The sequence below is a fragment of the Sphingomonas sp. GW821-FHT04B01 genome, from assembly GCF_059420425.1.
Window position 1 is genome coordinate 440,512 of record NZ_JBWKTR010000003.1, and the last position, 19,988, is coordinate 460,499.

Here is a 19,988-nt window from a genome sequence, read left to right on the forward strand (position 1 = left end):
TTGGACCAAGGGAAAGGATCGAACATCGGCAATGCCGCAGCCCGGTCCCGGTTCCTCGCCGCGATCAGTTTCCGGCGGCGCTTCCCGTCGCATCGGCACCGCCCGCCAGCGCCGCGCCCACCGCCGCGAACGGCCGCGACAGCACCGACCCGACCTCCTGCGCCGCGAACAGCGCCGCGGCACCGACCGCCGCGATCAGCACGACGAACTGGAATGCCGAGGCGAAGCGCCGGCTCTGCGCCTCGCGCTCGGCAGCCGGCACGCGGCGGACCGCCCGGCGGTCGTCCTCGCCCGCATCGCTCCGCTGCGGCTTATGTGCGGGCGGCTGGGCGGTGACGATACCCTGGATATCGATCGGGTCCTGCGTCCGCACCCCGAAGAAGGCGCCCTTCTGCCAGACCACGCGGCCGACGACGATATGATGGATGCGGCGGATCTCGATCACCGTGCCCGGCCGGCAGACCGGGCTGGACGATGCGAGCAGGCCGCGTGACGACATGTTGTGGATGACCACGTCGGTCCAGTCGGCGCCGGCGCGCATCCGGGCGCGGACCATCACCTTCACCCGCGGTTCCCGCGTCTTCATCGCTGGGACCGATGAATCGGAAAGGAGGCGGACGCGGGCATGAGCGTCGTTATGCCCCCGAAACCTTAAACGTCCGTAATCGACAAATCCGTTTTCGACCAAGACGGTGCCGCGCCCGACCGGGGCGCGGCACCCGACGGATCACAGGCCGATGATGCCGCCGTCGCTCTTGGTGATGACGATCGTCGCCGAGCGCGGCCGGCCGCTGCCGGTGCCGCTCGCCTGGCTCTGCGGCCAGTTGCTGGTGAGGTTCGACGGGCCGCCGCCCTCGCCGGGATGCTGGATGTTGACGAAGATCGAACGGCCGTCGGGCGTCGAATCGATGCCGGTGATCTCGCATTCCTTCGGCCCGACCAGGAAGCGCTTGAGCGCGGTCCCCGGCGCCTTGCCGATCCGGGTGGTCTGCGACGCGGTCTGGCCGCCGAGGCTGTTGGTGAAGGTGCGCGTGCCGCCGTCGCCGACCGTCCCCGGGATTGCGGCGAGCAGCATGCAATTGGTCACGTCGGTATAGGCGCCGTCGTCGGTCTCGATCCACAGCAGCGGCGTGCCCTGCCCCGCGACGTTGCTCGGCCGCGCGAACCACAGGCCGTCCGGCGAGGAGAAATCGTTGGTGGCATCGAGGTTGGACAGGTTGATGTTCGCCGGGTTGAGATCGCTGCCCGCGCCGAAGGCATAGATGTCCCAGGCGAAGGTCAGCGCCTCGCTGCTGTCGCCGGTCTCGCGCAGGCGGATGACATGGCCGTTGGGATTGCCGTTGCTCGCCCCTCCTGTGGTCTTGGGGTCGCTATAGGCGCGCGGGTTGGCGGCATCGGTGGTGGCGACGGTGCGGGACGAATTGTTGGTCAGCGTCAGATACATCTCGCCGGTCACCGGATTGACCGCGGTCCATTCCGGCCGGTCCATCCTCGTCGCGCCGAGCGCGTCGCCGGCCAGCCGGGCGTGGGTCAGCACGTCAGCCTGATCGGCGAAGGCATAAGCGCTGTTGGCGCCGGTCAGCGGCCCCTGGCCGAACACCAGCGGCAACCACTGGCCGCTGCCGTCGGCGTTGAACTTGCCGACGTAGAGCGTGCCGGTGTCGAGATATTTGTCGCCGATCGCGAGCCGGTTGGTCGCGCTCGCATCCGCCGCCGACCAGGTCGCCGACGAGACGAACTTGTAGACATATTCGTTCTGCGCGTCGTCGCCCATGTAGAAAGCGGGGCGCACGCCGGCGATCGTCCGGCCAATCACGCAACCTTCGTGGTTCATGCGGCCGAGCGCGGTGCGCTTGCGCGGCGTCGAGGCGGGATCGAACGGGTCGATCTCGACCACCCAGCCATATTGGTTGGGCTCGTTGCGGAAGTCGCCGGTGCCGTTGGCGGCCTTGGTCGCGTCGACCGTGGCGTTGAACTTGGCGATGCGGGTGTCGCCGGCCGCCGGCGCGGCGGCGGTCGCCCAATTGTAGTTACCCGCCTTCAGCGCGTCGTTGCTGCCGGTGTTGAGCCCGTAGCGGCTGAACGCGACGACCGATTTGGCGCCGAGTGCGGCGGTGCGACGGGCGTTGTCGCCGGCCTCGCGGCGGAAATAGCCGGCCCAATTCTCTTCGTTGGTCAAATAGGTGTTCCACGGCATCGTGCCGTTGGCGCAATTGTTGATCGTGCCGCGCGCCGCGACGCCGGTCGGCGAGTAAGCGGTGAACAGCAGCGCACTGCCCTTCACGGGACCGGAGACGTCCATCGGCGTGAACGGGGTGATGCGGCGGTTGAGGCTGCTGCTGTTGACGTAGCTCCAGCCGCTGGTGCCGCGGTTGATCTCGATTACGCTGACGCCGTGCGCCTCGATCTCCTTGAGCACCTCGGCGGTCGGACGGACGCCGCCCGTGGTCGTCGGCCCGTTGGGATGCAGATAGCTTTGCGTGATATTCTCGTGGTTGAGCACGAGCAGGCCGCGGCTGCTGTTGGTCGGATCGGGCGCGGTGCCGGTCGCGGCGAGGCCGAAGAAGCTCATGCCGTCGTGATGGTCGCCGGCGCGTGCCGAGAAGTTCGTGTCGCTGCCGTCGTTGGCATAGGCGCCGACGCTGCCGTTGATCGGATCGCCCAGCCGGTAGAGCACGGTGACCTGATAGCCCGACGGCACCGCAACGACGTCGGCGAGGCTCTTCGGCACCGCGGTGAAGTCGAGCGTCGCGGGCGCGACGGTGACGGTCGTGTCGGCGATCGAGCGGATGCCGTCGGTCGAGGTGCTGGTGAACTGGAAGGCGAGCGGCGTCGCGGCGGTCACTGCCGGTGCGGTGAAGCTGGCGGTCCCGCTCGTCGCGTTGGTAAGGCTGACGATCGGGCCGCTGATCTGCGTCCATGCGGTCGAGGCGGACTTGCCGCTGGTCACCGTGCCGGTGAGCGTCACGGTCTTCCCGGCCGAGGTGGTGATCGCGCCGCCGGCGGTGACCGTGGTCGCGCGCCGCTCGTCATCCTGATCGCAGCCGGCGAGCATGCCGGCGCCGAACACCGCCGCGGTCATCGCCGAGATGCCGCCGCGCAACGTCTGGCGGCGCGAATAGCGGCTGGCGATCAGTTCGCCGATATGCGGATTGGCGCTGACGTTGGTGTCGATGTCGCCATCGTCATAGCCGATGGTGGACAGGCTCTGGATCGTCATGATGGTTCCCCCGCTGCGCGGCGAACTGCCGCTATGCCGCGGTCTTTGGCCGCGAAAAGCGGCAGCGGGGTTGCAGCGGGGTGACGGGAAGATGAAGTTCAGATGACGCGAAGATGACAACCCTAAATCCTCCCCCTGGCGGGGGAGGAATTTCTGCCCAACTCCCGCACGTCGAACCACCGGCGGGTGGAGCGATGCCGGACGAGTCTTGACTCCGCCCCGCATTCCACTAGAGGCACGCGCTTGCCGGTGGGTTCGCCCGTCGCGCATCCGTCCAAGACAGCAGGTGCCGCGGATTTGCCGCGGCTTAATGTCCTGCCGAGACGGGGACAGGAATTCGACGATCGGTTCGCCTCGCTGCGCGCCGGTCTGCCGCCCTTCACGGGTGCCTTCCCCATCGATGGACAACCCCGGCGGGGTTTTCCCCTCCGGTTTGTAACCGGGAGGGTCGCTTCGTGCGGCACTCTCAAAACGTGGAGAATGGCATGGATCGTGCTCAAAAGGCCGCGGCCGTTGCCGAGTTGAATCGCACCTTTTCCGAAGTCGGCGTGGTAGTCGTTACCCGCAACAACGGAATGACGGTTGCCCAGTCCACCCGACTGCGCAACGCGATGCGTGATGCCGGCGCGACCTACAAGGTCTCGAAGAACAAGCTTGCCAAGATCGCACTCGATGGCACCGATTACGGCTCTGTGGGCGACCTGCTCACCGGTCCGGTCGGCCTCGCCACCTCGATCGACCCCGTCGCCGCAGCCAAGGTTGCGGTCGAATTCGCGAAGACGAACGACAAGTTCGAAATCGTCGGCGGTGCGATGGGTGCGACCTCTCTCGACGTTGCCGGCGTGCAAGCGCTCGCCACCCTGCCCTCGCTGGATGAACTCCGGGCGAAGATCGTCGGCCTCATCGTTGCCCCGGCAACGAAGCTCGCGACCATCACCCAGGCTCCCGCGGCGCAGATCGCGCGCGTGCTGTCGGCCTACGCCGAGAAGGAAGCCGCCTGAACCTCAGGCGCTTTCGGACAAGCGATTTTCAACTGACACTTGGGGCCGTCGGCCCCAGCATATGAAGGAACTATCATGGCAGACCTGAACGCGCTGGTTGACCAGCTGAGCGAACTGACCGTCCTCGAGGCCGCCGAGCTCTCGAAGCTGCTCGAAGAGAAGTGGGGCGTTTCGGCCGCCGCTGCGGTTGCGGCGCCTGCCGCCGGCGGCGCCGGCGCAGCGGCTCCGGCCGCCGAAGAGAAGACCGAGTTCGACGTGATCCTCACCGGCGACGGTGGCAAGAAGATCAACGTCATCAAGGAAGTCCGCGCCATCACCGGTCTCGGCCTGACCGAAGCCAAGGCGCTCGTCGAAGGCGCGCCGAAGGCCGTCAAGGAAGGCGTGAACAAGGACGAGGCCGAGAAGGTCAAGAAGCAGCTCGAAGACGCCGGCGCGACCGTCGAGCTCAAGTAAGCCGCAGCGGAGGGTCGGCCAGCACGCTGCCCCCCCCTCCGCAAGGCCTGGCCGGTCTCCGGTCGGCCAGCGACAGGACAAGGGCGGCCCCCGCAAGGAGGCCGCCCTTTTTCGTATCCGCGCCCGTTGCGGTCAGCCGCGTCGGCGCGCCCGCCACGCGCCCGTACCGATCCCGTGCACCGCCCCCTCGCCGGCATGCGCCGCGTCGATCGCTGCGTTGAGCTTCATCAGATCGGCCTGCGCCGACAGCGACTTGATCGTGCCGACGACGCCGGCGAGTTGCGTCATCATCTCCTGCACCTCCGCGGTCTTGGCCTCGAGCGCCGACTGGAAGCGCTGCTGCTCGTCGAGCCGCTCGGCGACCGCGCGGTCGAGCCGCACCTGCCGCGAGACGTCGCTGGCGATCGCAACGATGCGCAACGGCCGCCCCGTCGCATCGGACACCGGCGTATAGCTCGCCTGCAGCCAGCATTCCTCGCCGTCGCGGGCGCGCCAGCAATGGACGCCGCTGTCGATCTCGCCGCCGGCCATCCGTGCCCAGAAGGCGGCATAGCCGGTCGACGCCACGTAGCCGGGGTCGCAGAAGCTGCGATGATGCCGCCCGACGACATCCTCCAGCCGATAGCCGGTCAGCGCGAGGAACCGCTCGTTCGCATGCAAGACCACACCGTCGGGCGCGAACTCGACCACCGCCTGGCTGCGGTCGAGCGCCGCGAGCCGCGCGCTGCGCTCGGCATCGCTGCGCCGGCGATCGGTGACGTCGGTCGCGACCTTGACGAAACCGCAGACCGCGCCGTCGTCGTCGGTCAGCGGATCATAAGCGGCATGCAGACGGACCTCGCGGCCGTCCTTGGTGATGCGCGTGCATTCGCCAGAGACCGCGCGACCGCGTTCCAGATCATGCCACAGCCGCCGATAGCCCGGCGACGCCAGTTCCTGCGCCGAGCAGAACACGCGGTGATGCAAACCCTGCATCTCTGACAGACCATAGCCCATCGTCGTGCAGAACCGCTCGCTCGCCCAGATGACGTGACCGACATGGTCGAACTGGACGACGTTGGTCGCACGGCACACCGCTGCCCAGATCTCGGCACCATGACGTTCGGCAGCCATATATTCTCCTGGCCCGTAATCGGACCAAAGTGGACACGCCGTCAGCCGTTACCCGCTCCCGACCATTATGCAACCCGCGCGAATCATCGTTCCACCGCAACCGCATAGGGACGAACGCCGAGCGCGTCGTACATCCGGGCGGGCTGGTCGAACCAGAACGGGACCAGTTTGGCGGAATCGACGCGCTCGACGCCGACCGCAAAGGCCGCCGCACTCTGCCCCTCGCTACCGCCCGCATCGTAGAGCAAATTGACCGCCACGACCGGCACGAACATCGCCCGCCCCCCGGCTTCCAGCGGCCGGATCTCGGTGCGCGGCAGCGCGGCGACGATCCGCACCCGCCGCGTCTCGCCCGGCGCGAGCGCGAACGGCGGCACCGCGGTACGCCCGACCGGCGCCGCGAATACCGCCGCCACGTCGCCCTCCTGCCCCGGACCGGCGCCGGTCAGCGCGACGCCGACGCGGATCGCCGTCGCGGGCACGGTGCCGAGGTTGCGCACCTCCAGCTCCGCTTCGACGGTGGCGCTGAGCAGGTTGAGCCCGGCGCGGCGCGGGTGCAGCGCCAGCGTCAGCCGCGCGCGGTCGACCGGCTCGGGCGCGAGCATCGCCGGTTGCGGCGCTGCCGGTGCCGGTGCCGGCACAGGTGCCGGCACAGGTGCCGGAGGGCGCGGGCGAGGCGTCGGCTCGACAGCCACGACCTCCGCAGGCTGCTCGCTCGCGCGGCGCCGCAACAGCCACCAGCCGGCTGCGGCGGCGATCGCCAGCACCGCCGCCCCGCCCAGCCACCAGCCCGTGGCGGACTCAGACGAAGACGCCGCCACATCGACCGGGGTGGCCGATGGCGTTGCGACCGGAACCGGTGTCGGCGCAATCGTCGCGACCGGTGACGGCTCGGCCGCCGGCGTCGGAGCGGCCGTCACCGGCGTCGCGCTGGGAGCCGGGGTCGGTGTCGGCGTCGGGCTCGACGTCGGCGTGGCGCGAGGAGTCGGCGTGGGACGCGCGGAGGGGGTTGCGGTCGCCCGCGGCGTCGGCGTCACCACCGGCGCCGGGCTCGGCTGCGGCGCTGGCGTCGGCTGCGGGATCGGGGTCTGCTGCGACGGCGTCAGGCTGAAATTGTCCAGCCCCGGAATGGTCTGCGGCGCGGTCGTGCTCGACGTCTGCGCCACGCCGGGAGCCGCAGCCGCGCCCGCCACCAAAAGGGCGACCGCGCTGAGCCGCGCGCCCCGCTTCATGTTCATGTACCCTGATCTCACCCAAAACGCTTGCGCGCTCCTTAGTGAACGGTTCACGACCGCCACCCTCGCTGCGACGAACCGCCCCGGTACGACGACAGGGCGAAGCCATGCGATGCCCGAAGGTTGGATACACCCCCTTTGACAGCGTCCACACCTGCGCCTATATCCGCGTTTCACCACAGCTTTCGGGACATGATGCGCCGTCGCGCAGTGCATCGTACGGATAGAGGGTTCTGGTTCATAGACGCCGAAGGCCGACGCACTGCGATGCGCTCGGCTTTTTTGCGTCGCACCTCGCGTCCCGCTCCGGGGGTTCCCGGGCACGATATTCCGGCCGACGCCCGTTTTCGACGGGCCGGCCACGACTGAGGGCATAACACCATGGCCAGCAAGGCGATCCAGGGCAGCACCGCGAAGCGGCGCATCCGCAAGATCTTCGGGGACATCCACGAAGTCATCCAGATGCCGAACCTGATCGAGGTTCAGCGCGAGAGCTACGAGCAGTTCCTCCGTTCGGACAAGAGCACCGGCCACGTGTCGGGCCTCGAAAAGACGCTGCGCAGCGTCTTCCCGATCCAGGATTTCGCCGGCACCGCCTATCTCGATTTCGACGACTATGTTCTCGAGCCGCCGAAGTTCGACGTCGAGGAATGCCGCCAGCGTGGCATCACCTATGCCGCGCCGATGCGCGTCACCCTGCGCCTGACCGCGTTCGAGGTCGATCCGGATACCGAGGCCAAGTCGGTCATCGATATCAAGGAGCAGGACGTCTACATGGGCGACATGCCGCTCATGACCGAGAACGGCACCTTCTTCATCAACGGCACCGAGCGCGTCATCGTGTCGCAGATGCACCGTTCGCCGGGTGTGCTGTTCGACCATGACCGCGGCAAGACCCACGCCTCGGGCAAGTATCTGTTCGCCGCGCGCGTCATCCCCTATCGCGGCTCGTGGCTCGACTTCGAGTTCGACGCCAAGGACATCGTCAACGTCCGTATCGACCGCAAGCGCAAGCTGCCGGTGACGGCGCTGCTCTATGCGCTCGGCATGACCAGCGAGGATATCCTCAACTATTTCTACAACCGTGTCACCTATGTGCGCGGCCAGGGCGGCTGGATCATCCCGTTCGCGCCGGAGAACTGGCGTGGCGTCAAGCCGCTGTTCGACATCGTCGATGCCTCGTCGGGCGAGGTCGTGTTTGCCGCGCAGCAGAAGATCTCGCCGCGTGCCGCCAACAAGTCGGCGAAGGACGGCCTCACCCAGTTGCTGATCCCGACCGAAGAGATCTTCGGACGCTATTCGGCCTATGACCTCATCAACGAGACGACCGGCGAGATCTACGTCGAGGCCGGTGACGAGATCGGTCCCGAGAACCTCGAAGCGCTGGACAAGGCGGGCATCGACACGATCGAACTGCTCGACATCGATCACGTCTCAACCGGCGCCTGGATCCGCAACACGCTGAAGGCCGACAAGGCCGAAGAGCGCGAGCAGGCGTTGTCCGACATCTATCGCGTCATGCGCCCCGGCGAGCCGCCGACGCTCGAGACCGCCGAAGCGCTGTTCGCCGGCCTGTTCTTCGATCCGGACCGCTACGACCTGTCCGCCGTGGGTCGCGTCAAGCTCAACATGCGCCTCGACCTCGACTGCCCTGATACGGTGACGACGCTGCGCAGCGAGGACATCCTCGCCGTCATCAAGACGCTGGTCGGCCTGAAGGACGGCAAGGGCGAGATCGACGATATCGACAATCTCGGCAACCGCCGCGTGCGGTCGGTCGGCGAGCTGCTCGAGAACCAGTATCGCGTCGGCCTGCTCCGCATGGAGCGCGCCGTGAAGGAGCGCATGTCGTCCGTCGACGTGTCGACGGTGATGCCGAACGACCTCATCAACGCCAAGCCGGCGGTCGCCGCGGTGCGCGAATTCTTCGGCTCGTCGCAGCTGTCGCAGTTCATGGACCAGACCAACCCGTTGTCCGAAGTGACGCACAAGCGTCGTGTTTCGGCGCTCGGGCCGGGCGGTCTGACGCGTGAGCGCGCCGGCTTCGAAGTCCGCGACGTTCACCCGACGCATTACGGCCGCATCTGCCCGATCGAGACGCCGGAAGGCCCGAACATCGGTCTGATCAACAGCCTCGCCTCGTTCAGCCGCGTCAACAAATACGGCTTCATCGAGACGCCGTACCGCAAGGTCGTCGACCACAAGGTCACCGACGACGTGGTGTATCTGTCGGCGATGGAAGAGGCCAAGCACACGATCGCGCAGGCCTCGGCAGAGCTGGGGCCGGACAAGGGCTTCACCGAGGAGCTGGTGTCGTCGCGTCAGGCGGGCGAGTTCCTGATGGCGCTCCCCGACAACGTCACGCTGATGGACGTCAGCCCCAAGCAGCTGGTGTCGGTCGCCGCGTCGCTTATTCCGTTCCTGGAAAACGACGACGCCAACCGCGCGCTGATGGGCTCGAACATGCAGCGTCAGGCCGTGCCGCTGGTGAAGGCGGAAGCGCCGTTCGTCGGCACCGGCATGGAAGAGACGGTCGCCCGTGACTCGGGCGCCGCGATCGCCGCCAAGCGCGCCGGCATCGTCGACCAGGTCGACGCCAGCCGTATCGTCGTGCGGGCCACTGGTGAGGTCGATTCGGCCAAGTCGGGGGTCGACATCTACACGCTGATGAAGTTCCAGCGCTCGAACCAGTCGACCTGCATCAACCAGCGTCCGCTGGTGAAGGTGGGCGACGTGGTCAACGCCGGCGACGTCATCGCCGACGGCCCGTCGACCGAATTCGGCGAGCTGGCGCTGGGCCGCAACGCGCTCGTCGCGTTCATGCCCTGGAACGGCTACAACTATGAGGATTCGATCCTCATCAGCGAGCGGATCGTAAAGGACGACGTGTTCACGTCGATCCATATCGACGAGTTCGAGGTGATGGCCCGCGACACGAAGCTCGGGCCGGAGGACATCACGCGCGACATCCCCAACGTCGGTGAGGAAGCCCTGCGCAACCTCGACGAGGCGGGCATCGTCTACGTCGGCGCCGAGGTCGAGCCGGGCGACATCCTCGTCGGCAAGATCACGCCGAAGGGCGAGAGCCCGATGACGCCGGAAGAGAAGCTCCTCCGCGCCATCTTCGGCGAGAAGGCGTCCGACGTCCGCGACACCTCGCTGCGTCTGCCGCCGGGCGTTGCCGGCACGATCGTCGACGTCCGCGTCTTCAATCGTCACGGCATCGACAAGGACGAGCGCGCGATGGCGATCGAGCGCGAGGAGATCGAGCGCCTGAAGAAGGACTCGGACGACGAGCGCACCATCCTCAACCGCGCGACCTGGTCGCGTCTGCGCGAGATGCTGCTCGATCAGGTCGCCACGGCGGTGCCGAAGGGCCTGAAGAAGGGCGCGACGATCGACATGGACCTGCTCGACAGCGTCGACCGCCACGAATGGTGGAAGTTCGCGGTCGCCGACGACAAGGTCCAGGGCGATCTGGAAGCCGTCAAGCAGCAGTATGACGAAGCCGCCAAGCGGATCACGGACAAGTTCCACGATCGTCGCGAGAAGCTGGAGCGTGGCGACGAGCTGCCGCCCGGCGTGCTCAAGATGGTCAAGGTCTTCGTCGCGGTGAAGCGCAAGCTGCAGCCGGGCGACAAGATGGCCGGCCGTCACGGCAACAAGGGCGTCATCAGCCGCATCCTGCCGCAGGAGGACATGCCGTTCCTCGCCGACGGGACGCCGGTCGATCTGGTGCTCAACCCGCTGGGCGTGCCGTCGCGCATGAACGTTGGGCAGATCTTCGAAACGCATCTCGGCTGGGCCGCCCGCAATTTGGGTATGCAGGTCGCGACCGCGCTTGAGGATTGGCGCGAGGCCAACCCCGACGCCAAGGCGGGCGAGATGCCCGACGCGGTTCGGTCGCGTCTCGTGGAAGTCTATGGCGATCATTATGCCGAGGACATCCAGAGCCGCGAGCCCGAGGAGATCGTCGAGCTGGTCAAGAACATCCGGACCGGCATCCCGATGGGCACCCCGGTGTTCGACGGCGCCCGCGAGAGCGACGTGTCGGCGATGCTGGAGCTGGCGGGTCTCGACACGTCGGGCCAGTCGGAGCTGTTCGACGGCCGCACCGGCGACAAGTTCGACCGCAAGGTGACCGTCGGCATCATCTACATGCTGAAACTGCACCATCTCGTGGACGACAAGATCCACGCCCGGTCGATCGGGCCGTACAGCCTCGTCACCCAGCAGCCGCTGGGCGGTAAGGCGCAGTTTGGCGGCCAGCGCTTCGGTGAGATGGAGGTCTGGGCCTTGCAGGCATACGGCGCCGCCTACACCTTGCAGGAGATGCTGACGGTGAAGTCCGACGACGTCGTCGGCCGCACCAAGGTCTATGAGGCGATCGTCAAGGGCGACGACACGTTCGAGGCCGGCATCCCCGAGAGCTTCAACGTGCTCGTCAAGGAAATGCGCTCGCTGGGTCTCAACGTCGATCTCAAGACGATGCAGGACCAGGTCGACGAGGACGGCATCGCGATCGCCGCGGAGTGACCTCAAGTCCCCTCTCCCCCCGTGGGAGAGGGGCAAGCCGCGGAACGCGGCGCGGGGTGAGGGGCAGTGCGGCACGGCAGCCGCATCGCTTCCCCCTCACCTTCCCACTGCCTTCGGCAGCGGGCCCAGTGTTAGGTAAACAGCACCCCGTGCTGTTTAGTCTATGCTGGGAGCATAGACGACCTAACACTCTCTCCCACAAGGGGAGAGCAAACAGTTTCTAAGAGGACAGGTTCATGAACGAACTGACCAACTTCGCGAACCCGATCGCAAAGCCCGAGACCTTCGACCAGATCCAGATCGGCATCGCCTCGCCCGACAAGATCCGTTCGTGGTCGTTCGGCGAGATCAAGAAGCCCGAAACCATCAACTATCGCACGTTCAAGCCCGAGCGTGACGGCCTGTTCTGCGCGCGCATCTTCGGTCCGATCAAGGATTACGAGTGCCTGTGCGGCAAGTACAAGCGCATGAAGTACAAGGGCATCGTCTGCGAGAAGTGCGGCGTCGAGGTCACCGTCTCGAAGGTTCGCCGCGAGCGGATGGGCCATATCGAGCTCGCCGCTCCGGTCGCGCACATCTGGTTCCTGAAATCGCTGCCCAGCCGCATCGGCCTGCTGCTCGACATGCAGCTCAAGCAGCTCGAGCGCGTGCTGTATTTCGAGGCGTATATCGTCATCGAGCCGGGCCTGACCCCGCTTGAGAAGTTCCAGCTGATGACCGAGGACGAGCTCCTCGAGGCGCAGGACCAATACGGTGAGGACGCGTTCTCGGCCGGCATCGGTGCTGAGGCCGTGCGCATCATGCTCGAAAGCCTCGACCTCGAAGGCGAGAAGGTCGCGCTGCTCGAAGAGCTGGCAACGACCAAGTCGGAGCTGAAGCCCAAGAAGATCATCAAGCGGCTCAAGGTCGTCGAGAGCTTCCTCGAATCGGGCAACCGTCCCGAGTGGATGATCCTCGAAGTCGTGCCGGTCATCCCGCCCGAGCTGCGCCCGCTGGTGCCGCTGGACGGCGGCCGCTTCGCGACCTCCGATCTCAACGATCTGTATCGCCGCGTCATCAACCGCAACAACCGCCTGAAGCGCCTGATGGAGCTGCGCGCGCCGGACATCATCGTCCGCAACGAAAAGCGCATGCTGCAGGAAGCGGTCGACGCTTTGTTCGACAACGGCCGTCGCGGTCGCACGATCACGGGCGCCAACAAGCGTCCGCTGAAGTCGCTGTCCGACATGCTGAAGGGCAAGCAGGGCCGCTTCCGCCAAAATCTTCTCGGCAAGCGCGTCGACTATTCGGGCCGTTCGGTCATCGTTACCGGTCCCGAGCTCAAGCTGCACCAGTGCGGCCTGCCGAAGAAGATGGCGCTCGAGCTGTTCAAGCCGTTCATCTACGCGCGCCTCGACGCCAAGGGTCTGTCCATGACCCTGAAGCAGGCGAAGAAGTGGGTCGAGAAGGAGCGCAAGGAAGTCTGGGACATCCTGGACGAGGTAATCCGCGAGCATCCCGTGATGCTCAACCGCGCACCGACGCTCCACCGTCTCGGCATCCAGGCGTTCGAGCCGGTGCTGATCGAGGGCAAGGCGATCCAGCTTCACCCGCTGGTCTGCTCGGCGTTCAACGCCGACTTCGACGGCGACCAGATGGCCGTGCACGTCCCGCTGTCGCTGGAAGCGCAGCTCGAAGCGCGCGTCCTGATGATGTCGACCAACAACATCCTGTCGCCCGCCAACGGCAAGCCGATCATCGTGCCGTCGCAGGACATGGTGCTGGGCCTCTATTATCTGTCGATGATGAAGGAAGGCGAGCCGGGCGAAGGCATGCTGCTCGGCGACATGGCCGAGGTGCATCAGGCGCTCAACGCAGGTGCGGTGACGCTGCACACCAAGATCATCAGCCGCGTTCCGCAGACCGATGAGGCTGGCAAGCAGTACCTCAAGCGCTACGAGACGACGCCGGGCCGCATGCTGCTGGGTGAAACCCTGCCGCACAGCCACAAGGTGCCGTTCGAGACCGTCAACCGCCTCCTCACCAAGAAGGACGTCGGCGACGTGATCGACGAGGTCTATCGTCACACCGGCCAGAAGGAGACCGTGCTGTTCGCCGACGCGATCATGGCACTGGGCTTCCGTCACGCATTCCGCGCCGGCATCTCGTTCGGCAAGGACGACATGATCATCGCGCCGGACAAGGACAAGCTGGTCGACGAGACGCGCGATCAGGTGAAGGACTTCGAGCAGCAGTATCAGGACGGCCTGATCACGCAGCAGGAGAAGTACAACAAGGTGATCGACGCCTGGAGCCGTTGCGGCGACCAGGTCGCGAACTCGATGATGAACGAGATCAAGGCCGTCCGTCACTATGAAGACGGTCCCAACAAGGGCCGCGAGAAGGACATCAACTCGATCTACATGATGGCCCACTCGGGTGCCCGCGGTTCGCAGGCGCAGATCAAGCAGCTTGCCGGCATGCGCGGCCTGATGGCCAAGCCGTCGGGCGAGATCATCGAGACGCCGATCATCTCGAACTTCAAGGAAGGCCTGACCGTCCTCGAATATTTCAACTCGACCCACGGCGCCCGCAAGGGCCTCGCGGACACCGCGTTGAAGACGGCGAACTCGGGGTATCTCACCCGCCGTCTCGTCGACGTGTCGCAGGATTGCGTCATTGTCGAGGAGGATTGCGGCACCGAGCGCGCGCTGGAGATGAAGGCGATCGTGCAGGGCGGTTCGACGATCGCCTCGCTCGGCGAGCGTATCCTCGGCCGCACGACGGCGGAGGACGTGGTCGACGCCAAGACCGGCGAAGTCATCATCCCGACGGGTACGTTGCTCGACGAGGCGATGATCACGCAGATCGAGAAGATCGGCATCCAGGGGATGAAGATCCGCTCGCCGCTGGTCTGCGAGAGCAAGATCGGCGTCTGCGGCAAGTGCTACGGGCGTGACCTCGCCCGCGGTACGCCGGTCAACATCGGCGAGGCGGTCGGCGTCATCGCCGCCCAGTCGATCGGTGAGCCCGGCACGCAGCTGACGATGCGTACGTTCCACATCGGCGGCGCGGCGCAGCTCAACGAGCAGTCGAACCTAGAGGCGCCGGTCGACGGTACCGCCCAGTTCCGCGATCTGCGCCTCATCGTCGACCAGCGTGGTCGCCGCGTGACGCTGTCGCGTTCGGGCGAGATCGCGATCCTCGACATGGACGGCCGCGAGCTGTCGACGCACCGTATCCCCTATGGCGCCTATGTGATGTTCGACGACGGCCACATGCTGTCGAAGGGCGATCGCATGGCGGAGTGGGATCCGTTCACCATGCCCGTCATCACCGAGAATTCGGGCATCGTGAAATACGTCGACCTGACCGAGGGCAAGACGCTCACCGAGCAGACCGACGAAGCGACCGGTATCGCCCAGCGCGTCGTCATCGAATATCGCACCTCGACCAAGTCGAAGGAGGATCTGCGTCCGCGCCTGACCCTCACGACCTCGGAAGACGGCGAAGCGGCGCGCTACATGCTCGCAGCCGGTGCGGTGCTCTCGGTCGACGACAATGCCCAGGTCCAGGCCGGCGACGTGCTCGCCCGTGTCAGCCGCGAGTCCGCCAAGACCCGCGACATCACCGGCGGTCTGCCGCGCGTCGCCGAACTGTTCGAGGCGCGCATCCCCAAGGAAGCGGCGATCATCGCCAAGGTTTCCGGCCGGGTCGTGTTCGGCAAGGACTATAAGGCGAAGCGCAAGATCGGCATCCAGCCCGAGGATGGCGGCGACGTCGTCGAGTATCTGGTGCCGAAGTCGAAGGTGATCGACGTTCAGGAAGGCGACTACGTCAAGCGTGGCGACAATCTGATCGGCGGTTCGCCCAACCCGCACGACATTCTGGAGACGATGGGGATCGAGCCGCTGGCCGAATATCTCGTCAGCGAAATCCAGGAAGTCTATCGACTGCAGGGCGTGAAGATCAACGACAAGCACATCGAGACGATCGTTCGTCAGATGCTGCAGAAGGTCGAGATCACCGACGGCGGCGACACCACGCTGCTGAAGGGCGAGCAGGTCGATCGCGAGGAAATGGACGCGACCAACGAGAAGCTGGAGAAGAACCAGCAGCCGGCACAGGGCAAGCCTGTCCTGCTCGGCATCACCAAGGCGTCGCTGCAGACCCGCAGCTTCATCTCGGCGGCGTCGTTCCAGGAGACCACCCGCGTCCTCACCGAGGCGGCGGTCCAGGGCAAGCAGGACACGCTGATGGGTCTCAAGGAGAACGTCATCGTCGGTCGCCTGATCCCGGCGGGTACCGGTGCGGGCATGAACCGCCTGCGGGTCGCGGCCTCGTCGCGCGATGCGGCGATGCGCGTCCAGCAGCGTGCGATGGCCGCGGCGATCGTCGCCCCGGCCTCGGCCGCCGAGCTCCGCGCCGCCGAGGCGCTGCGCTCGAAGCGTGAGGACGTCGGCACGGGGTCCGACCCGCTCGCCGAGGTCGTCCCCTCGGGCGACGGCAGCGACGAGGCTGCGGGCGAGTATCTGAACCAGGAGTGATCTCCCGGTTCAGGCTCCGGCCTGACTGAACGAAGAGCCGCCGTCCGGGCAACCGGGCGGCGGTTTTTCGTTGGGGGCGGCGAGGATCAGCGAGCGTGACGATCTGGCTGCCGTTCCGACAGCATCCAGTCTGACGATCCTCGATCGATACGGCGATATGCCGGCAAGGCATGTAAGACGCTGCCCATGCTGGGGCCGATCAGAACTATTCGTCTGAAAGTCGTATCGTTCGAAACTAACTATAGCACATGGCAATTTGCCGCCCCGATGACGACGGGCAAGAGCCTCATTGATCGATATCAAGGTTTGCGACTCGCCTAACGGCGGTACCGAGTCTTGATACCGTGCGGGCGTCATGCCGACCTCGACTGCTAACGCGAAACGGAACTCCGCCCGCTATGCCGTTCGGCGATTATTGGTTGCAGATGCGAGCGGACACTTCTCGACGTGCAACAAAAACTTGCACCACTATGGTCTGTTCTGCGTTATATCGTATATGATAATGAAGGCGGTGCTGATCATCCGCCGCGGATCACGGATACGGTGCCCCTGATATGACCTCGCAGTCGCAGCCTCTCGAAACGTTGGAAGCCCTGTTGAGCCAGGCATGCCAGATCGCCGATGCGCTGGGTCTGGACCTCGCCGCCATTCGCATCGAAGAGGCGCTGATGGTGGCCCGCGACCCCTGCGGCAGCAATCCGCTGTGGCAGGACTCCTGGGGCACGATGAGCGTCCTCAACTAAGCGGCGCGCTTGCCACCGGCAGGCGGCGTTCAGGCCCTTGCCGGATCTTTCGCGACGTCGGTAGCACGCACCGCCCCGCCCGCCGGCGCCGTATCGCCGGGCATCGTCCGCGCGATCGTCTCGAAAGCGCCGTTGCGGATGCGGATCTCGTTGAAGGCGGGCGGCGAATTGCGCACCCGCTTCGACAGCGTGCCCGCGCCGATCATCCGGATCGTCCGGCCGGCGCGCTCGACGGGTACGTCGAACGGATCGTGGACGTGGCCCGACATCACCGCATCCGCGCCCGCCTCGGCAAGCGCGGTCAACGCGCTGTCGCCATGCCGGGTGCTCGCCGTCCCCTTGGTGCCCCCTTCGATCAGCGGATGATGCGCGGCGACGAAGATCAGCCGATCCTTGGGTGCCGCGGCGATCATCGCCAGCGCCTTGCGCAGCGAGCCGGCGCTCACCCGCCCCTTCGACCAGTTCCAGCGCCATTGCGCCCGCGCCGTCGTCTTGAGCGGCACGATCGTCACCCCCGGCAAATCGAGCTCGCGCTCGATCATCTTCTCCACCGCGGCATATCGCTGATACGGGGCCAGCAGCCGGCGGAACGGGTCCCAATAATAAGGTATGTCGTGGTTGCCGACCTCCAAGGTCACCGGAACGCCAAGGCTGCGCAGCCAGTCGCCGCCACGCTGGAACTCGCCGCGCGTCGCGCGCATCGTGAGATCGCCGGTCATGATCACCGCATCGGGCCGCTCCGCCGCGACGCGTTCGCCGAACCAGGCGATCGCGTCGGGATCTTCGGCACCGAAGTGAACGTCGCTGACGTGGAATAATCTGATCATGGTGCCCGAACGCTGCTGCCGCCCGAAGGCTGCTAGTCCCGATCGTCGTTCCGGCACAAGTTCGGCGCTCTTGCACTATCGTATTGATTTGTATCAACACACGTTAATTTGTAATGCGCCATGGGTCGGATCATGTCGGACTGACGAGTTACAACGGTGACAATGGCGATTCCTCTCGAGACCGACCCGACCCTGGACCTCACGGTCTGCGATCGCGAACCGATCCACATCCCCGGTGCTATCCAGCCCCATGGCCTGTTACTCGTCGCCGCGGCGGGTGGCGAGCATCAGGTGCTCGCCGGCGCCGGCGCGATCGAGGCGCGGCTGGCGGCGGACTGGCAGGGACGCCGATTGTCCGACCTGCTCGGGCAGGACGTCGCGCCGCTGCTCGATCATCTGCCCGGTGGCCTCGACGCGGTCGGCCAACTCCCGGTCGAGGGGATCGGCGAGCGCTTCGTCGCCACGCTGCACCGCACTGGTACGCATCTGCTCGTCGAGCTCGAACCCGTCGCCGACGAGCCGATCTCGGTGGCGACGACGCTCGGCTGGCTCGACGCGGTCGCCGGCAGCTTCGAGCGCGCCGCCGATCTGCAGACGCTCTACGATCGCGCGGCCAGCGCCTTCCGTCGCTTGACCGGCTTCGACCGGGTCATGATCTACCGCTTTCTCGACGACGACGCGGGACAGGTCGTCGCGGAGGATCGCGACCCGGCGCTGGAGACCTTCCGCAACCATCGCTTCCCCGCGTCGGACATTCCCCGCCAGGCGCGCGCGCTCTACGTCCGCAACCGGACGCGGGTGATCCCGACGATCGACTATGATCCGGCGCCGCTGCGCCCGGCCGGCTTCGCGCAGCTCGATCTCAGCGACATCGCGGTGCGCCACGTCTCGCCGATCCATCTGCAATATCTGCGCAATATGGGGGTCGAGGCGTCGGCGTCGATTTCGATCGTCAAGGACGGCTTGCTGTGGGGCCTCGTCGCCTGCCACCACAACAGCCCGCGCCGCTTGCCGCCCGATGTCCGGAGCACCGGTGCGACGCTCGCCAGCGGCCTCGCCCGCCAGATCCGCGCCAAGGAAGAGGCTGCGGCCTATCGCGAGCGGCTCGCGCTGCGCGTCGCCGAAGATTCGGTCGTGCCGCGACTGAACAGCGAAGAGCCGCTGCGCGCCGCGATCGTCGCGGTGAAGGACGAATTGTGCGCGATGCTCCATGCCGACGGCTTTGCGATGATCGCCGGCGATCAGGTCGAACGGTTCGGCCGCTGCCCCGACGATGACGTGCTGGTCGGCATCGCCCGCTGGGTGCGCGAACGCGGCGGCGAGCCGGTCGCGACGCACGAACTCGGCGCGCTGTTGCCGATCGCGCGCGGGCACGAGCAGACGGCAAGCGGCCTGCTCGCGGTACCGCTGCACGAGGAGGATGCGATCCTGCTCTGGCTGCGTGCCGAGACGATCGAGACGATCGAATGGGCCGGCAATCCGCACAAGTCGGTCGCGGTCGAGCCTGGCGCAATGCTGACCCCGCGTGCCTCCTTCGCCGTCTATACCGAGACGGTGAGCGGCCGCTCGCAGCGTTGGACGCTCGAACAGATCGAGGCGGGCCATCGCCTGCGCCGCCGCTTCCACGAAGCGCGCCAGCACCTTCAGGTCCGCATCCTCAACCGCGAATATCATCGCGCCTTGGCGGAGAAGGACGCGCTGCTCGCGCAGAAGGACGTCCTGATGAAGGAGGTCAACCATCGCGTGCAGAACAGCCTGCAACTGGTCGCCTCCTTCCTCCGCCTGCAAGCCAAGACCGCCAACAGCACCGTCGTCGCCGATCATCTGGCGGAAGCGCAGGCGCGTCTCGCCGCCGTGGCGCTGGTCCATCGCCGGTTGTACCGCGACGATCAGGTCGAGAGCGTCGACCTGTCGCGCTACATCGAAGAGCTGATCGCCGACATGCGTGTCTCGCTGGGCGCGGAATGGGGGCGGCACATCAAGCTCGATCTCGCGCCGGTGCTGGTGCCGACCGATCGCGCGGTCAACATCGGGCTGATCCTCACCGAGCTGGTCATCAACGCCACCAAATATGCCTATGGCGGCGCCGCCGGCCCGGTGGTGATCGCGCTCGAACAGCATGGCGGCAAACTGCGGCTGATCGTCGCCGACGACGGCCGCGGCAAGGGCGACGGCGAAGGCTTCGGCAGCCGGATGATGGATGCCATGGTCCAGCGCCTGTCCGGCATCATCGAATTCGGCGACAATGCGCCCGGTCTCCGCGCGATCATGACGGCACCCATCGCAGAAGTCTGACGCTCATCGCGGGACGTTGCTATCGACGAGACGCCGAAA

The 19,988-nt window shown here is 66.4% G+C and carries 11 protein-coding genes; 6 read left to right on the plus strand and 5 right to left on the minus strand.

The genetic code is table 11. The annotated features are described in order from the left end of the window. Positions 1-64: 64 nt before the first annotated feature. Positions 65-586, minus strand: coding sequence for a PilZ domain-containing protein (locus AC07UH_RS10900; RefSeq protein ID WP_495179829.1), 522 nt, complete (start codon positions 584-586; stop codon positions 65-67). Positions 587-727: 141 nt separating this feature from the next. Next, entirely contained in the window at positions 728-3,220 is a 2,493-nt protein-coding gene (locus AC07UH_RS10905; protein WP_495179828.1) for a PhoX family protein, read from the minus strand. 485 nt (positions 3,221-3,705) lie between these two features. On the opposite strand from AC07UH_RS10905, the gene rplJ reads away from it, so the two are divergent. Beyond that, the gene (rplJ, locus tag AC07UH_RS10910; RefSeq protein WP_037530318.1) at positions 3,706-4,221 is read left to right on the plus strand and encodes a 50S ribosomal protein L10; all 516 of its coding nucleotides are present in this window, start codon (positions 3,706-3,708) and stop codon (positions 4,219-4,221) included. A 75-nt stretch (positions 4,222-4,296) separates the two neighbouring features. Next, a complete protein-coding gene (rplL, locus tag AC07UH_RS10915; RefSeq protein WP_137898384.1) occupies positions 4,297-4,674 on the plus strand; it encodes a 50S ribosomal protein L7/L12 in 378 nt (125 codons plus the stop codon). Between the two features lie 132 nt (positions 4,675-4,806). On the opposite strand, the gene AC07UH_RS10920 is transcribed toward rplL, so the two are convergent. Both AC07UH_RS10920 and AC07UH_RS10925 read right to left on the minus strand, forming a co-directional pair. Next, positions 4,807-5,787: a PAS domain-containing protein gene (locus tag AC07UH_RS10920; RefSeq protein WP_495179827.1), complete on the minus strand. Its 981-nt coding sequence runs from the start codon at positions 5,785-5,787 to the stop codon at positions 4,807-4,809. Positions 5,788-5,870: 83 nt separating this feature from the next. Beyond that, the gene (locus AC07UH_RS10925; RefSeq protein ID WP_495193945.1) at positions 5,871-7,019 is read right to left on the minus strand and encodes a hypothetical protein; all 1,149 of its coding nucleotides are present in this window, start codon (positions 7,017-7,019) and stop codon (positions 5,871-5,873) included. Between the two features lie 384 nt (positions 7,020-7,403). On the opposite strand from AC07UH_RS10925, the gene rpoB reads away from it, so the two are divergent. From rpoB to AC07UH_RS10940, 3 genes are all read left to right on the plus strand, one after another. Next, entirely contained in the window at positions 7,404-11,558 is a 4,155-nt protein-coding gene (gene rpoB, locus AC07UH_RS10930; RefSeq protein WP_495179825.1) for a DNA-directed RNA polymerase subunit beta, read from the plus strand. Between the two features lie 236 nt (positions 11,559-11,794). After that, entirely contained in the window at positions 11,795-16,084 is a 4,290-nt protein-coding gene (gene rpoC, locus AC07UH_RS10935; protein ID WP_038660775.1) for a DNA-directed RNA polymerase subunit beta', read from the plus strand. Between the two features lie 554 nt (positions 16,085-16,638). Beyond that, positions 16,639-16,827, plus strand: a complete 189-nt coding sequence (locus tag AC07UH_RS10940; RefSeq protein WP_038660778.1) for a hypothetical protein — start codon at positions 16,639-16,641, stop codon at positions 16,825-16,827. A gap of 29 nt (positions 16,828-16,856) precedes the next feature. Here the strand turns inward: AC07UH_RS10940 and AC07UH_RS10945 are convergent, their stop codons facing one another. After that, positions 16,857-17,654: a metallophosphoesterase family protein gene (locus tag AC07UH_RS10945; RefSeq protein WP_495179824.1), complete on the minus strand. Its 798-nt coding sequence runs from the start codon at positions 17,652-17,654 to the stop codon at positions 16,857-16,859. Positions 17,655-17,816: 162 nt separating this feature from the next. Here AC07UH_RS10945 and AC07UH_RS10950 point away from each other — a divergent pair, with 162 nt between their 5' ends. After that, on the plus strand, positions 17,817-19,949 hold the full coding sequence (locus tag AC07UH_RS10950; protein WP_495179823.1) for a histidine kinase dimerization/phosphoacceptor domain -containing protein: 2,133 nt from the start codon (positions 17,817-17,819) through the stop codon (positions 19,947-19,949). Positions 19,950-19,988 lie beyond the last annotated feature (39 nt).

Excerpts from the sequence above, each read along its gene's own strand:
- AC07UH_RS10900 (WP_495179829.1), bottom strand. The coding sequence starts at position 586 with ATGAAGACGCGGGAACCGCGGGTGAAGGTGATGGTCCGCGCCCGGATG.
- AC07UH_RS10905 (WP_495179828.1), bottom strand. The coding sequence starts at position 3,220 with ATGACGATCCAGAGCCTGTCCACCATCGGCTATGACGATGGCGACATC.
- rplJ (WP_037530318.1), top strand. The coding sequence starts at position 3,706 with ATGGATCGTGCTCAAAAGGCCGCGGCCGTTGCCGAGTTGAATCGCACC.
- rplL (WP_137898384.1), top strand. The coding sequence starts at position 4,297 with ATGGCAGACCTGAACGCGCTGGTTGACCAGCTGAGCGAACTGACCGTC.
- AC07UH_RS10920 (WP_495179827.1), bottom strand. The coding sequence starts at position 5,787 with ATGGCTGCCGAACGTCATGGTGCCGAGATCTGGGCAGCGGTGTGCCGT.
- AC07UH_RS10925 (WP_495193945.1), bottom strand. The coding sequence starts at position 7,019 with ATGAAGCGGGGCGCGCGGCTCAGCGCGGTCGCCCTTTTGGTGGCGGGC.
- rpoB (WP_495179825.1), top strand. The coding sequence starts at position 7,404 with ATGGCCAGCAAGGCGATCCAGGGCAGCACCGCGAAGCGGCGCATCCGC.
- rpoC (WP_038660775.1), top strand. The coding sequence starts at position 11,795 with ATGAACGAACTGACCAACTTCGCGAACCCGATCGCAAAGCCCGAGACC.
- AC07UH_RS10940 (WP_038660778.1), top strand. The coding sequence starts at position 16,639 with ATGACCTCGCAGTCGCAGCCTCTCGAAACGTTGGAAGCCCTGTTGAGC.
- AC07UH_RS10945 (WP_495179824.1), bottom strand. The coding sequence starts at position 17,654 with ATGATCAGATTATTCCACGTCAGCGACGTTCACTTCGGTGCCGAAGAT.
- AC07UH_RS10950 (WP_495179823.1), top strand. The coding sequence starts at position 17,817 with ATGGCGATTCCTCTCGAGACCGACCCGACCCTGGACCTCACGGTCTGC.